The 14050-nt window shown below is 57.0% G+C and carries 16 protein-coding genes; 13 read left to right on the top strand and 3 right to left on the bottom strand.

Features of this window, described 5'->3' with window-relative positions; all coding sequences use genetic code 11:
- Window positions 1-114: 114 nt before the first annotated feature.
- Window positions 115-1023 (bottom strand): LysR family transcriptional regulator, encoded by a 909-nt coding sequence (locus NR126_RS01125; RefSeq protein WP_065953535.1) that lies wholly within the window; start codon window positions 1021-1023, stop codon window positions 115-117.
- A 145-nt stretch (window positions 1024-1168) separates the two neighbouring features.
- On the opposite strand from NR126_RS01125, the gene NR126_RS01120 reads away from it, so the two are divergent.
- Window positions 1169-2122 carry an alpha/beta fold hydrolase gene (locus NR126_RS01120; protein ID WP_256829482.1) on the top strand — a complete coding sequence of 318 codons (954 nt, stop codon included), beginning with the start codon at window positions 1169-1171 and terminating at the stop codon, window positions 2120-2122.
- Window positions 2123-2194: 72 nt separating this feature from the next.
- Here NR126_RS01120 and NR126_RS01115 read toward each other — a convergent pair whose 3' ends face one another.
- Window positions 2195-3094: a LysR family transcriptional regulator gene (locus NR126_RS01115; RefSeq protein ID WP_256829481.1), complete on the bottom strand. Its 900-nt coding sequence runs from the start codon at window positions 3092-3094 to the stop codon at window positions 2195-2197.
- Window positions 3095-3203: 109 nt separating this feature from the next.
- Between NR126_RS01115 and NR126_RS01110 the strand changes: the two genes are divergently transcribed.
- The 4 genes from NR126_RS01110 to NR126_RS01095 are packed head-to-tail and all read left to right on the top strand — an operon-like array spanning window position 3204 to window position 5779.
- Window positions 3204-3833 (top strand): NADPH-dependent F420 reductase, encoded by a 630-nt coding sequence (locus tag NR126_RS01110; protein WP_256829480.1) that lies wholly within the window; start codon window positions 3204-3206, stop codon window positions 3831-3833.
- A gap of 19 nt (window positions 3834-3852) precedes the next feature.
- The gene (locus tag NR126_RS01105; protein ID WP_065953531.1) at window positions 3853-4695 is read left to right on the top strand and encodes a class III extradiol ring-cleavage dioxygenase; all 843 of its coding nucleotides are present in this window, start codon (window positions 3853-3855) and stop codon (window positions 4693-4695) included.
- Complete coding sequence (locus NR126_RS01100; protein ID WP_007910318.1) at window positions 4688-5359, top strand: alpha/beta hydrolase; 672 nt, start codon at window positions 4688-4690, stop codon at window positions 5357-5359. Before NR126_RS01105 ends, NR126_RS01100 begins: the two co-directional genes overlap by 8 nt.
- An 18-nt stretch (window positions 5360-5377) precedes the next feature.
- Window positions 5378-5779, top strand: coding sequence for a DoxX family protein (locus NR126_RS01095; protein WP_256829479.1), 402 nt, complete (start codon window positions 5378-5380; stop codon window positions 5777-5779).
- A gap of 81 nt (window positions 5780-5860) precedes the next feature.
- Here the strand turns inward: NR126_RS01095 and NR126_RS01090 are convergent, their stop codons facing one another.
- The gene (locus tag NR126_RS01090) at window positions 5861-6742 is read right to left on the bottom strand and encodes a LysR family transcriptional regulator (protein WP_256829478.1); all 882 of its coding nucleotides are present in this window, start codon (window positions 6740-6742) and stop codon (window positions 5861-5863) included.
- Window positions 6743-6909: 167 nt separating this feature from the next.
- Between NR126_RS01090 and NR126_RS01085 the strand changes: the two genes are divergently transcribed.
- From NR126_RS01085 to NR126_RS01050, 8 genes are all read left to right on the top strand, one after another.
- Window positions 6910-7917, top strand: coding sequence for an LLM class oxidoreductase (locus NR126_RS01085; protein WP_256829477.1), 1008 nt, complete (start codon window positions 6910-6912; stop codon window positions 7915-7917).
- Complete coding sequence (locus tag NR126_RS01080) at window positions 7914-8714, top strand: sugar phosphate isomerase/epimerase (protein ID WP_256829476.1); 801 nt, start codon at window positions 7914-7916, stop codon at window positions 8712-8714. The genes NR126_RS01085 and NR126_RS01080 overlap by 4 nt, the downstream gene beginning before the upstream one ends.
- Before the next feature lie 16 nt (window positions 8715-8730).
- On the top strand, window positions 8731-9537 hold the full coding sequence (locus NR126_RS01075; protein WP_123449866.1) for a sugar phosphate isomerase/epimerase: 807 nt from the start codon (window positions 8731-8733) through the stop codon (window positions 9535-9537).
- Between the two features lie 42 nt (window positions 9538-9579).
- Entirely contained in the window at window positions 9580-10563 is a 984-nt protein-coding gene (locus NR126_RS01070; RefSeq protein ID WP_256829475.1) for an LLM class flavin-dependent oxidoreductase, read from the top strand.
- Window positions 10564-10642: 79 nt separating this feature from the next.
- Window positions 10643-11017, top strand: coding sequence for a helix-turn-helix transcriptional regulator (locus NR126_RS01065; protein ID WP_110718385.1), 375 nt, complete (start codon window positions 10643-10645; stop codon window positions 11015-11017).
- A gap of 325 nt (window positions 11018-11342) precedes the next feature.
- Window positions 11343-12452: an S-(hydroxymethyl)glutathione dehydrogenase/class III alcohol dehydrogenase gene (locus NR126_RS01060; RefSeq protein ID WP_007910335.1), complete on the top strand. Its 1110-nt coding sequence runs from the start codon at window positions 11343-11345 to the stop codon at window positions 12450-12452.
- Between the two features lie 65 nt (window positions 12453-12517).
- Window positions 12518-13096, top strand: coding sequence for an S-(hydroxymethyl)glutathione synthase (gfa, locus tag NR126_RS01055; RefSeq protein WP_256829473.1), 579 nt, complete (start codon window positions 12518-12520; stop codon window positions 13094-13096).
- A 253-nt stretch (window positions 13097-13349) separates the two neighbouring features.
- Window positions 13350-14042 (top strand): 3-oxoacid CoA-transferase subunit A, encoded by a 693-nt coding sequence (locus NR126_RS01050; protein ID WP_256829472.1) that lies wholly within the window; start codon window positions 13350-13352, stop codon window positions 14040-14042.
- Window positions 14043-14050 lie beyond the last annotated feature (8 nt).

Genomic DNA, 14050 nt, shown 5'->3' with positions numbered 1-14050 from the left:
ATTGCTACCCGTCATCTGTTTCTACTGTCAGCGTAGAAAACAAAGCTGCCACTGTATGGGCTGCCCTTGCGTGGATAAATATCGATTCGGAATGGGGATCTACAACAGTTTGTTTCAAAAGCGCTCGGGCGCGATCGAGTCGGCTCCAAACGCCGCTATAGCGAAGTCGAGAAAACTGCGCAATTTTGGCGTCAGTCTGCGATCCGGCGCGTACAAGACATGCAGGGGGCGACTCGGCGGTGGATAGTCGGGCAATAAAGAAACCAGCTCACCGTTCTCAAGTGATTGGCGAACCAGTTCCTCCGGCTGCAGCAATATGCCCAGGCCGGCCAATGCGGCACACAACAGCGGTTCGCCGTGATCAGCCATGAAGCGGCTGCCAACCGGAACGACCACCGTTCCTTCCGGGCCATTGAATGTCCAGTGTGTACGTAATTCCGTGTGCGAGAAACCCAGGCATTCATGGTCCTGAAGGTTCCAGGGTGTTTCGATCGCTGGCTTGCCTTGCAGATAAGAAGGTGCAGCGCAGAGCACGAGTTTATAGGGCGCCAATTCTCGGGCAACCAGGCCGCTGTCAGCCAATTGCCCGACCCTGAATACCACGTCGAAACCTTCATCGATGAGGTCGATTGCACGGTTGGCGAGGCTCAGCTCGATGCTCACCAACGGATTGGCTTCCATGAACTCAGGCAGTCGCGGCGCAAGGGACTGCATGCCGAAGCTGACGGGAGCGTTGATCCTCAGACGCCCACTGGGCAAAGCCTGAGTGTGCGCGGCCAGGTTCTCAGCCGACTCTACTTCCGCAAGGATGAATTTGGAACGCTCATAGAATTCACGCCCGAAGTCAGTCAGGCTTTGTCGTCGAGTCGTGCGATTGAGCAAGCGAACGCCCAAGTGTTGCTCTAAATGATGGACATGTTTACCAATCAGTTGCGCCGACATTTGCAACGCGTCACCGGCGGCGCTGAAAGACCCCATCTCCACGGCTTTAACAAATGCCGCCATGCTGCTCAGACGATCCATTCCCAACAATCCGTTTCTAATGTTCGGGCATTTTGAGTATTTATTCCCCTACTGTCCAAGGCCTATCGTGGCGGCGGGGCGAATCGCTGCGCCTGGCGAGGCATTCGCCTGTTCAGACACGACTTTTAAAGACATGGGAAGGACTGTGAAATACCCGCTGAAAAATCAATCGCTCTCCGAATTGCTCGGCGAAGACTTTTACTTTCCGCACGAAATCATTGGCCAGGCGTTCCGCGCTTCGGACTTTGAAGAGCTGAAAATCAGCAGTTTCACCACAGGCGACGGTGTGAGCCTGGCGTACTGGGAAGCCGGAAGCGGTCAGCCGTTGATCTTCATTCCCGGCTGGTCGGCGAATGGCGCGATGTATTTCCACCTTATGCAAATCCTCAGCAAGCACTATCACGTCTACGTGCTCGATGTTCGCAACCAGGGGCTTTCGGAGAAAGCCGTAAAGGGTAATCGCATCTCGCGTTACGCCATGGACGTGAAGGAATTTGCGCAGCATCTGGATCTGCCCCAAGCGCACTATTGTGGCTGGTCGATGGGGGCCTCGATCATGTGGGCTTATATTGATCTTTTCGGCACACAAGGCATTCGCACCCTTAGCATCATTGACCAGGCCCCCTCAATCTACTGCCACGCTGACTGGACGGAACAGCAGCGACTGGAGGCCGGAGCATTCACCACATCGCCGGAACGCATGATCGCGTCCTACGTCAACATGACGCCCACCAACCAGTTGATTTCTGGCAGTCGGGTTGTCGAGCGGGCGATGGCGCTCGACTCCCCTTATTTTCACAATGTGATTAGCCTGGTACAGGTTGTGGTGAAGGACGACATGGCGTTCACTGGCCTGGTACTTTTCGATCACGCTACCAACGATTGGCGCGATGTCATTGAAACCAAAATAGACGTGCCTACGGCGATCTTTACCGGCGAATACAGTGACTGGCTGGAAAGCCAGCGATGGATGCACGCCGTGATCCCGGACTCGGTTCTGCATGTCTACAGCAAGGCGGACCAGGGCGATCACTTCCTGGCATTCAAGCACCCGGAAAAGTTTGCGGCAGATTTGCACAGCTTCTTGCAACGGTCGTAATTGATACAGGCTCCTTTTGCCCGGCTGAATGCTCCCCCTTGTTGTCAGCCGGGATTTTTTGCTGAACCTGTTCTAGCGCTCCCATTGCGGGTGAGCGAAACGCTCAGCCAGAAAGTTGATCAACACGCGGACTTTGGTCGCCAGATGCTTGCGCGTGGGATAGACCACATAGATGCCCAATTCCACCGATTGATACGCTGGCAGAATCTCAACCAGATCCCCTTTGCGCAGGTCTTCGGCCACCATGAAACTGGGCTGCAAGGCAATGCCACCACCTGCCAGCGCGATGCTGCGACAGGTATCACCATTGTTGCAGCGCACACTCGAGCGGGTACGCACAGTCTCGCTTCCATGAGGCCCTTCGAACTGCCACTCGTTGCCGCTGGCAAAGTTGGTGTAGGCGATCACGCCATGCTCAGTCAGGTCAGACAGCGAGCGAATCTCAGGGTGATTGGCCAGGTACTCGGGCGAGGCGCACAAGCACATTCGCGTACCCGCCAGACGTCGCCCCACCAGAGAAGAACTTTCCATCCGTGCAATGCGAACGGCGGCATCAAAGCCCTCCTCCACCAGATCCACCAACCGGTCATTCAGGCTGATATCCAGTTCAACGTTGGGGTACACCTTCATGAAGTCTGCCCACACCGGAGCCAAGTGCAGCACCCCGAAACTGACCGGCGCATTGATCCGCAGTACACCGCTCGGCTCGGGCGCCGACGACGAAACCGCCTCTTCCGCTTGATCCATGAGCGTCAGTACATCGCGTGCCTGGTGATAGAACTGACGCCCTTCCTCCGTTAATGAAAGCTTGCGGGTGGTGCGATGCAGCAGTCGCACGCCCAGGCGTTCTTCAAGCCCACTGACGTAACGCGAAATAGCCGCCTTCGACATCTCCAACGGCTCGGCTGCGCCGACGAAGCTGCCTTTATCAACCACCGTGCAGAACACCTGCATCTCTAACGCCCTGCCCATCACTGTCTCACTAAGTGGAACTATTAATCACATTTCGCCTTATTTATCTCATTTTTACAACCTATAAACTGAGCCCATCGAAACGAACATCAACGGAGATGAAGTCACTATGAAAATTACAGTCGTGGGTACCGGCAACATGGGTTCGGCGTTCACCAAGCAATTGTCCGCCGCCGGACACATCGTTCGAGTCACTGGCCGTGACATGGAAAAGGCCAAGGCACTGGCTGCTCAGTTTGAAAATGCACAGGCTTACCCGGCAGCAGAGGCTCTGGGCGACAGCGATGTCGTAGTAATTGCCACCGCCTACCCCGATGCCGTAGCTGCGCTGCAAAGCCTGGGCGATCTGATTGGCAAAGTGATCATCGACATCACCAACCCGCTGAGCGCCGACTACATGTCGCTGACCATCGGTCACGAGACCAGCGCCGGCGAAGAAATCGCCAAAGCAGTGCCTCAAGCGCACGTCGTCAAAGCCTTTAACACCTTGTTCGCTCAAGTACTCGCCGATGGTCCGACGTTCGCGGATAACCAGAAAGGCAGCGTGTTCGTCGCCAGCGACAGTGAGCGTGCCAAACAAACCGCTATCACCCTCGCCTACAGCCTGGGCTGGAATGCGGTGAACACCGGTGGACTGGTCAACGCACGTTACCTGGAGCCACTCGCCGGCCTGAATATCTACCTCGGCTACGGCGCCGGTCTGGGCACCTCGATCGCCCCGGTCTGGCTGAACAAGTAATCACATTGGAGCTTTCACCATGAACACCTCGTTCCCCCTGCTGTTTGTGTCTCATGGTGCTCCGCTGTTTGCCATCGAGCCCGGTCTGGCTGGTCCGCGTCTGGCCGAGCTCGGTCGCGAACTGCCGCGACCTGATGCCATTGTCATCCTGTCTCCGCACTGGATGACCCGTGGTGAAGTCAATGTCACGGCGAGCACCGCCCCGCAAACCATTCACGACTTCGGCGGTTTTCCCGACGAGTTGTACCAATTGCGCTACCCGGCACCGGGTGCCCCGATCCTGGCTGCCCACATCGTCAAACTGCTGCAGGCAGCAGGCTGGACCTCCCGACTCGATCACCAGCGCGGGCTGGACCATGGGGCGTGGGTGCCGCTGATGTACTTGGCGCCCGATGCCGACATTCCCGTGGTTCAGGTGTCGATGCCCGCGCGGCTCGATACCCATCAGGCCTGGAAACTCGGTGAGGCGCTCAAACCACTGCGTGACATGAACGTGCTGATCGTAGCGTCCGGCAGCCTGACTCATAACTTATATGAGTTTCGCGGAGCGACCCGCGAGGGTGCGGATTACGTTAAGGCGTTCGCGGCCTGGACCGCGCAAACACTGCGTGCCGGGCAAACCGATCAACTCCTGGATTACCGGCAACAGGCGCCCTCTGCCGAGCGCGCTCACCCGACAGATGAGCACTTTTTGCCGTTGCTGATCGCTCTGGGTGCCGCCGGCGAACGTTATGACACCCGCGTGCTGGAAGGCGGCGTGTCCTACGGCGTGCTGGCGATGGACAGTTACCTGTTTTCCTCGAAAAACGAAGATGGATCTGAATCCACTCCTCTCAATCAAGGCGTTACCAACCATGCGTGATACGACTTTTTCCGAAGCGGCCCGCGAGCCGCAATCGGGCCTCTTTTTCCGCAAGGGCTGCAGCGTTGCAGCGCCCAAGGGCCGACTGATTCTGCTGCACGGCGTGGGGTCGAATGAAGCCAACCTTGCGTCTATGGCTCAATCGCTACCCGAAGGTCTGGAAGTGATTTTGCTGCGCGCTCCCCTGCAGGTCGGGCCTCAGGGCTTCGCCTGGTATCAGGTGAACTTCACCAGTAATGGTCCTTCGTTCAATCAAGAACAAGCAGAAGCCAGCCGGCATCTGCTGCACACCTTTATCGACGCACTGCCCCAGTTGCCGACGGTCATCGCAGGCTTCAGTCAGGGCGGCATCATGAGCGCGAGTCTGGGCGTGACCGAGCCTGAACTGGTGCAAGGTTTTGCGATTCTCAGCGGCCGAATGCTGCGCGAGATAGCCCCGAAGGTCGCCTCGCCTGAGCGTCTCAAGTCAGTCTCGGCATTCATCGCCCACGGTCACCACGACGGCGTGTTGCCGGTGGACTGGGCGAAGGAAGCTGACGCTTGGCTGGATCGAATCGGCGTCGTCCACGAAACCCATTTCTACGAAATGGCCCACGAGATCATCGCTGAAGAACTGGCTGACTTCTCGACATGGCTAACCCAAACGCTGTCACTGACTCATTAAACAAAAAGGAGCTACACCATGATTGACTCTCGCACCGCCCCCTACGCTGCATTTGTGATGCGCCTCGCCCTGGGCATCATGTTTATCGCTCACGGCCTGACCAAAGTGTTTGTTTTTACGCCCGCAGGTACCGCAGGTTTTTTTGAATCCATCGGTTTTCCGGGCTTTCTCGCTTACCCGGTCATGGCATTTGAAGTGATCGGCGGCTTGATGTTGGTATTGGGTTTTTACGCACGCTGGGTGGCCGCCTTGGCGGTGGTTCAGCTGTTCGTCGCCGCAACCGTCCACTTCGGCAACGGCTGGAGTTTCACCAATGCCAACGGCGGCTGGGAATACCCGATCTATTTGTCCGTGACGGCATTGGTTGTTGCACTGCTGGGTGACGGCGCCTTTGCCGCGAAGGCATCTCGCACAGCGTAACTCGCTGCGTATTACTTGAATGCCGATGCACTGGAGCAATCCAGTGCATTGGCGTTTTGCGTTGTGGTCAACGGTGGCACATCACGCCAGTCGCTCAGTCATGAAGCTGACGAACGCTTTTATTTTCGGCAAAGGGTGGCGACTGGATGGCCAAAGTATGCTGAACGTACGGTGATCGCTCATGTAGCGATCCAGAAGCGCAACCAATCTTCCATCGGTGATGGCATCTTCGACAAAAAAATCCGGCAGGCACGCGATTCCCAATCCAGCCTCAGCCATCGCCATGAGCGGCTCTATCGCATTGGCGGTTGCCGACTGCCCGAGTTCATAGCTGTCCTGACCGTTTTTTGTCAGCAGTGGCCAAGGGTCGAGTTTGCCACTGGTTGGATACCGGTAACGCAGGCAGGAATGGCCGGCGAGATCTGACGGCCGTGCAGGCGTACCACGGGTTGCAAGGTAGTCAGGCGATGCAACGAGCCGATGGCTGTAGCCATTGAGCTTGCGCATTGTCAGGCGCGAGTCTTCGACCTCACCGATACGCATCACCGCATCAAAACCCTCCTCGATGACGTTGACCAGCCGATCACTGAATTCAAGCTCCAGCTCCACGTCGGGATAGGCCTGCTGAAACGCAATCAAGTGAGGCATCAAACGCATGCCCAACTGGGGCAAGCCCAGACGCAATTTGCCCTGGGGTTTACCAGCAGCCTCGGTGATCTCCCGTTTGGCGACCTCATATTCCGCAAAAATACGGTGACAGCGCTCAAGGAACACACTGCCCTCGGAGGTCAGCGTTATCGCCCGTGTGGAGCGGTGAAACAACCTCACGCCGAGTTCTTCCTCCAAACGTGCCACGGCCTTGCTGACCGCCGATGAAGAAACGCCAATCCTCCGTCCAGCCTCGGTAAAGCTGCGCGTTTGCGCGGCCTGAACGAACGCGCCGAGCGCTCCAAAATGGTCCATGACGACTCCGATCTATTTGAGCGTTTTATTCATAAATGTTCGGAACTGCATCCTGTTTTTCTTTCACATCATACAACCTATAGTCACCGAAATCGTGGCTTCGCCCCAAGGCGTATCGCCTCGCGAAGCCTCTGCCATCCTGGATTACAGAAGAGCCCTCGAAAATCATGTCCTCTCGCTATACGAGTGCGCCGGAACTGCAACAGCACCGCGGTTATGCGCGGGTTTTTCAGCCCGGTCATCTGACCTTTGGCTTCATCGCCCCCTTGGAAAGTTACCCCGACAGTCCGGGTCCGACTCTGCAGGATCATGCGCAGTTGGCTCGCCGGGTCGATGAGGCTGGTTTTTCCGTCATCTGGCTTCGCGATGTACCGTTCTATGACCCGAACTTCGGTGATGTTGGGCAGATTCTTGACCCTCTGGTGTACGCCGGATTTCTGGCTGGCGTGACCCGTAATATCGCCATCGGTACCGCGGGCATCGTTCTCCCTTTGCGCGACCCATTGATCGTTGCCAAACAGGCCGCGAGCATCGATCAGTTGCTAGGGGGACGATTTATCCTCGGACTGGCCACCGGCGACCGTCCGGTGGAATACCCTGCTTTCGGGCTTGATTTCAACAATCGCGCAGAGCGTTTCCGTGATGCGCTGGCGATCATCCGCGCTGCAACCGAAACCCACTGGCCAGTGCATGCCTCTAAGTTTTATGGCCAGTTGAACGGTGATATCGACCTCATCCCCAAGCCTGTGGGTCCACGCCTGCCGACCATTATTGTGGGTCAGGCTGGCCAGTCGCTGGAGTGGATTGGCGAAAACACCGACGGCATTCTCTCGTATATCTCCAATCCGATCCTGATTCCGCAAATCATCGAACGCTGGCGCACGGTTTGTGGCCAGGGGCTTTACAAGCCCTACGGCTACGGCACGCTGTTTGATCTGGACCGCGACCCGAACTTTCCACTGCAGGCGGGTCGGGTGCTGCGTGCCGGTCGCAACGCATTGATCGAACATTGGAAGCGTCAACAGGATCAGGGCGTCGGTCACGTTGCCCTGCACTTCAAACCTCAGCGACGTCACGCCTCGGAAGTCATCGATGAGCTGGGCGAATACCTCCTCCCACACTTCCCCAGTGCATCACTTCCGGTCGAACCCTCACCCATGCAGGCCCGCTCATGAATCGCCCTCTTCACCACATGGATTTCATCTTTCAGACCGCGTTGGGCACTTACCCGTTGGCAGCGCAGTGCGAGATGCTCGCCGAACTCGGCTACCAAGGGATGACGGTGTCTGCCTGGAGTAAAGACTTGCAGTCGATTGCCCAGGTCAAACCCACTTGGGGCCTGGACGTAGGTGCCGTCTACCTGATCTATCGCCAAGGTCTGGAATCGTTTGTAACCAACATCTTCGAAACCATTGAGGGCTGCACCACGATTGAGCTGGCCCTGCATTCAGGCGACGAAGTCACCGACGCTGACCGCAGAATGCTTGAGCACCTGCTGCCAATCTGCGAGCGTCGAGGCCTTGAAATCAATCTTTATCCCCACGCTCGCTACGGCATGCAGACAACCGCCGAAGCTGTGGCCTTATGCGAAGAATTCAACCACCCGCTACTCAACATCGTTTTCAACGGTTATCACTGGTATGCGATGCAGGAGCAGGCTCTTGAACAACGTCTTGACGCGGTATGGCCTTGGCTGAAACAGGTCAATATTGCCGGCACCCGGCGCTCGCCACTGGGTTGGGGCGGCCTGGCGACCATCGAACCGCTCGATGAAGGGGAAATGGACAACTTCGTGTTGTTGGGCGCCCTCGAACGTCGTGGTTTCGACGGCCGCTTTGGCGTTCTGGGCTGGGAGAGTATGGGCGGTGACGTCTATGGCAACCTGCGCCGTTCGGTCACTGCGTTTCGCTCCATGGAGCACCGGTTGGCGGTCCATCCCGAATGGTCCGTTCTGACCGACTCACCGCGCTGAGCCCAGGAGATAATTCATGGCTCATCGTATCCATGCACTCGATTCATTTTTCTACTCATCGATGGGCGTTTACGCCTTTCAAACGCAGTGCGAAATGTTGGCCGAACTGGGTTATGACGGCATCACCGTGGCGGCCTGGGGCGGTACACCTCTGACCGATCTCACTTTATTGCCCCGTGTCAGGGAAACCCACGGCTTGCACGTCGAGGGGCTTTATCTGGTGCTACACGAGGGGCGTAACGACAGTCTGATACGACGCATCGTTGAAACCGTCGAAGGTGTCGAACTCATCGAGCTGGCGATACAAACCAGCGTCAATGGTGCTCAAGCCATTCTCGGGTTCATCGAGTCGCTGCTGCCCATTGCCGAGCAGCGTGGACTGCGAATCGCGCTGTATCCCCATCTGCATCATGTGACCCAGACCACCGAACAAGTCGTGCAGATCTGCGAACTGTTTGCTCACCCGCGCCTGGGTGCCTCGTTCAACGGTTATCACTGGTACGCCAGCCAGGAGGGAGCGCTTGAAGCACGCCTCCTGGCAATGAAGCCATGGCTTATGCAAGTGGTGACGTCCGGTAGCGCGCTTTCACAGCTGGGCTGGGGCGGCGTGGCCACGATGGAACCGGTCGATCGTGGCGAGATGGACAACTTCGCGTTGATCGCAGCGCTGAATCGCATTGGCTACACCGGCAGCATTGGCGTGCTCGGCTGGGATTATGGTGGCGACATCTACCTGAAACTCCAGCGATGCCTCGCAACGCTGCGTGATATTGATCGACGCCTTGAAGCGCACCCGCAATGGGCGAACTTCCCATTGAAGTAAGACCGCATCACCTTGTGAACCCGAATTGAAATGGAGCCTGCAATGACAGCCCTCTCTGTACTGGATCTGATGATGATTGGCGAAGACAAAACCTTCGCTGACACCCTTGATGATGCGGTTGCGCTGGCGCAACACGTGGAAGCTCACGGATATAAACGCTACTGGATCGCCGAGCATCACGACCTGCCGGGTATCGCATCCTCGGCGACCACCCTGCTGATTCAGCATCTGGCGGCAGCAACACGCACCCTGCGCGTAGGCTCTGGCGGGATCATGCTGCCTAACCACTCGCCCCTCGTCGTCGCGGAGCACTTCGGGACGTTGGAGACGTTATTTCCGGGGCGTATCGATTTGGGCATTGGCAGAGCACCGGGATCTGCCGGGCCAGCAATCCGCGCCTTGCGCGGCGACGCCTCCGAACGCGACTTCACGCAAGACCTGCGACAAGTGCAGGACTATCTGGCGGACAACGGCAAACAGCCGGTGCGGGCAATCCCGGGGCACCACGACATCCCGCTCTGGTTGCTGGGTTCCAGTATCAACAGTGCTGACCTTGCGGCAAAAATGGGATTGCCCTATGCATTCGCTTCGCATTTTGCACCGCGTTTTTTGATGGAAGCGATTAACCACTACCGCAGTACCTTCCGACCCTCGACCGTTTTAAGCAGCCCCTATGTTATCGCTGGTGCAAATGTCTTCGCGGCCCCTTCCCGGGCCGAGGCTGACTACATCGCCAGCTCACATCGACAGTGGGTCAGCCATTTGTACGCTGGTAAGGCAGGCCCATTACCGCGTCCGGAAGAAGGCTATATGGAGCGGATCTCCGCCTATGATCGACAGAGCCTGGCCCAAGCCATGTCTTGCACTGCAGTGGGTGACGTGGACGATGTCGGCAGTTGGCTGCGCCAGTTCATCGCTACCACTCAGGTGGATGAAGTGATCATCGATGCGAGGATTTATGACCCCGCGGCACGTTGCCGCTCGTATCAGATTGCCGCCGAATCCATTGCCGACCTGCTCGACTGATACCAGTCGGATGTCGTGTGCACTGTCTGTGCAGGCCTCGACATGAGGCTTGCCAGCGCTATGAAATCGAGGATCAGACATGTCCAATACTGATCAGCAAGCGATGCTCGCTTCGCCTTCGCCTTCCCCTCAATTGATCCTGCATGCGATCGCACACCCGCTGAGACGAAAGATACTTGGCTGGCTGAAAGACGCGATTCGGTATTTCCCTCAGCAAGCCTACGGTCGCGAATTCGGCGTGTGCGCTGGCCAGATTGCCCTGCGTTGCGGGCTGGCACAATCGACGGTGTCCCAGCACTTGTCATTGCTCAAGAAGGCCGAATTGATCGAGGAACACAGAGTCGGTTCTGTACATTTTTTTACGCGAAACGAGGTCACGCTTCAGCACTTTACTCATCAGCTGACTTTCCTGCTGGCCAACCCGCTGAGTGCGGTAAATCACCAGATAGATTGAGCATTTCCCCGTGAGCCGTCAGCGCTCGGTTGATTAGAAACAAATCGACCGTAGTCACCAAACAGAAAGGACGTGTTTGTTTTTCTGATGAACGCCTAAGCTTTCCGGTAACCCGATTCCCGTAATTGACGCCCTTGGCCGGTTACTCCGTTGCAGTACAAATGGTGCTGATGGAGACGCTCCGCCCGCTTTCGCCACGCTTGGCGAAAACTCATCGATCAAGACGCGCACTGCTGGGTACTGAGCTCAAGTAATCACTTGCACGCCTCTTCGATCCAGACCAACGCCTCGGCCTGAAAGTATTACCACTTGGAGATAAAGCTTTATGAAATCCCGTGCTGCAGTTGCATTTGAACCCGGCAAGCCGCTGCAAATTGTCGAGATCGACGTTGCGCCGCCACGCGCTGGCGAAGTGCTGATCAAGATTACCGACACCGGTGTGTGCCATACCGATGCCTTCACGCTGTCGGGTGATGATCCAGAGGGACTGTTCCCTGTTGTGTTGGGGCACGAAGGTGCGGGCGTGGTGGTTGAGGTCGGTGAAGGCGTTACCAGCCTCAAGCCCGGCGATCATGTTATTCCACTGTATACCGCCGAATGTGGCGAGTGCCTGTTCTGCAAGTCTGGCAAAACCAACCTGTGCGTCGCCGTCCGTGAAACACAAGGCAAAGGCGTGATGCCGGATGGCACCACTCGGTTTTCCTACAATGGTCAGCCGCTCTACCACTACATGGGTTGCTCGACGTTCAGCGAGTACACCGTAGTGGCTGAAGTCTCCGTCGCAAAGATCAATCCGCAGGCCAACCATGAGCACGTATGCCTGCTTGGCTGCGGTGTCACCACTGGCATTGGTGCAGTGCACAACACAGCCAAGGTGCAACCGGGAGACACCGTCGCGGTATTCGGACTCGGAGGTATCGGGCTCGCCGTGATTCAAGGCGCGCGTCAGGCCAAAGCCGGACGCATCATTGCCGTCGACACCAACCCTGGCAAATTTGAGCTCGCCCGGTCTTTCGGCGCCACTGACTGCATCAACCCGAAGGATCACGATAAGCCTATCCAGCAAGTCATCATCGAAGCGACCGGATGGGGTGTCGACCACTCGTTCGAATGCATCGGTAACGTGCATGTCATGCGCGCCGCGCTGGAAAGTGCGCACCGTGGCTGGGGCCAATCGATCGTCATCGGTGTAGCAGGCGCTGGGCAGGAAATTTCGACCCGCCCATTCCAGCTCGTCACCGGGCGTACCTGGAAAGGCTCCGCTTTCGGCGGCGTCAAAGGTCGCACTCAACTGCCAAAAATGGTTGAGGACGCTATGAAAGGTGAAATCGAGCTCGCGCCTTTCGTGACGCACACCATGCCGTTGGAGCGCATCAATGAAGCGTTCGACCTGATGCATGAAGGCAAATCGATCCGTACTGTCATCAAGTACTGAAGTAAGGCTCAGGGCCGCAAGGCCCTGTCGCTTTCCCACGCTCGTTATCGATCTGGAGATACCTTGTGACCGAGATAAAACTTCATCCTTCCCTGGATAGCGGTATTTCCCCTGCCGCCACGAACTTTGCCGGAGGCACGCTGCAATGCCTGTGCACCACCGATAAAGTCGAAATTGCCATCGATGCTCAGACACTTCATAACCACGCTTGTGGCTGCAGTAAATGCTGGAAACCGGAGGGTGCCAAATTCGCCGTGATCGCGGTTGTGCCACGGGCGAACGTCAGCGTCACCGCAAACGCGGAGAAGCTCGCCATCGTTGACGATACGGCGGTTATTCAGCGCCATGCCTGCAAAGAGTGTCATGCACACCTGTACGGACGTATCGAGAACAAGGATCACGCGTTTTATGGTCTGGACTTCGTTCATACCGAATTGTCCCCGCAAACGGGTTGGTCTGCTCCCGGGTTCGCCGCCTTCGTTTCGTCCATTATCGAGAGCGGCACGCCACCCGAAGACATGAAGGCCATCCGCGCACGTCTGCGATCCATAGGCCTTGAGCCTTACGACTGCTTGTCCCCTGACTTGATGGATGTATTGGCGACGCAAGTCGCGAAATTGAAAGGCATCGCCAAGTCCAACTGACACACCCGCTAAACACCCGAACAGGTATCGTCAGTCAGATGAATGATGACGCCTGTCCGGGTGTTTTTTTGCAGTGTCTTTTTACCCGTCGCATCACTCACGGTTGCGTTCGCTAATCGCACGACATCGCCTGCTCGGGCACCCTCCTTTACTCATTGTTTGGCACGCTACGCATATCGCTGCAGGCGCCGCCAGCCCTGCGGTTCGCTTGCTGATTGATTTGTTCAATCAAGATGAATAACAGGAGAACGCCTTGATCAACAAAACCTTTGAATCCATCGCGGCAGCGCTGGACGGGATAGCCGATGGCTCGACCATCATGGTCGGTGGTTTTGGTACCGCCGGCATGCCATCCGAGCTTGTGGATGGTGTTATTGCCTGTGGCGCCCGCGAGCTGACCATCATCAGCAACAATGCCGGCAATGGTGAAATCGGTCTTGCCGCCTTACTCAAGGCTGGGCGGGTTGCCAAGGTCATCTGTTCGTTTCCGCGCCAATCCGATTCTTATGTATTTGACGAACTCTACCTGGCCGGAAAGGTACAGCTTGAAGTGGTCCCGCAGGGCAACCTGGCTGAACGCATTCGCGCCGCCGGTTCAGGCATCGGTGCGTTTTATTCGCCAACAGGCTATGGAACGCTACTGGCTGAAGGCAAGGAGACGCGGGTGATCGACGGCCGCAACTACGTACTGGAAATGCCGCTGCACGCCGATGTGGCACTGATCAAGGCCGAAAAAGGTGATCGCTGGGGCAACCTCACCTATCGCAAGGCTGCACGTAATTTTGGGCCGATCATGGCCATGGCGGCGACAACGGCTATCGCTCAGGTCAACCAGATTGTCGAGTTGGGCGACCTGGATCCCGAGCACATTGTCACACCGGGGATCTTCGTGCAGCGCGTGGTCGCCGTGCCGTCCGCCCGTCTTGCTAAAACCAACGTCAATTGAGGTTCGCC

Source organism: Pseudomonas sp. Pse1, from assembly GCF_024519635.1.
GTDB lineage: Bacteria > Pseudomonadota > Gammaproteobacteria > Pseudomonadales > Pseudomonadaceae > Aquipseudomonas.
Note: the sequence above shows the minus strand (reverse complement) of the source record. Positions and strands in the feature narration are given on the sequence as shown.

Bases quoted from the DNA above. Each gene is read 5' to 3' on its own strand.
- NR126_RS01125 (WP_065953535.1), bottom strand. From the start codon at position 1,023: ATGGATCGTCTGAGCAGCATGGCGGCATTTGTTAAAGCCGTGGAGATG.
- NR126_RS01115 (WP_256829481.1), bottom strand. From the start codon at position 3,094: ATGGGCAGGGCGTTAGAGATGCAGGTGTTCTGCACGGTGGTTGATAAA.
- NR126_RS01110 (WP_256829480.1), top strand. From the start codon at position 3,204: ATGAAAATTACAGTCGTGGGTACCGGCAACATGGGTTCGGCGTTCACC.
- NR126_RS01105 (WP_065953531.1), top strand. From the start codon at position 3,853: ATGAACACCTCGTTCCCCCTGCTGTTTGTGTCTCATGGTGCTCCGCTG.
- NR126_RS01100 (WP_007910318.1), top strand. From the start codon at position 4,688: ATGCGTGATACGACTTTTTCCGAAGCGGCCCGCGAGCCGCAATCGGGC.
- NR126_RS01095 (WP_256829479.1), top strand. From the start codon at position 5,378: ATGATTGACTCTCGCACCGCCCCCTACGCTGCATTTGTGATGCGCCTC.
- NR126_RS01090 (WP_256829478.1), bottom strand. From the start codon at position 6,742: ATGGACCATTTTGGAGCGCTCGGCGCGTTCGTTCAGGCCGCGCAAACG.
- NR126_RS01085 (WP_256829477.1), top strand. From the start codon at position 6,910: ATGTCCTCTCGCTATACGAGTGCGCCGGAACTGCAACAGCACCGCGGT.
- NR126_RS01080 (WP_256829476.1), top strand. From the start codon at position 7,914: ATGAATCGCCCTCTTCACCACATGGATTTCATCTTTCAGACCGCGTTG.
- NR126_RS01075 (WP_123449866.1), top strand. From the start codon at position 8,731: ATGGCTCATCGTATCCATGCACTCGATTCATTTTTCTACTCATCGATG.
- NR126_RS01070 (WP_256829475.1), top strand. From the start codon at position 9,580: ATGACAGCCCTCTCTGTACTGGATCTGATGATGATTGGCGAAGACAAA.
- NR126_RS01065 (WP_110718385.1), top strand. From the start codon at position 10,643: ATGTCCAATACTGATCAGCAAGCGATGCTCGCTTCGCCTTCGCCTTCC.
- NR126_RS01060 (WP_007910335.1), top strand. From the start codon at position 11,343: ATGAAATCCCGTGCTGCAGTTGCATTTGAACCCGGCAAGCCGCTGCAA.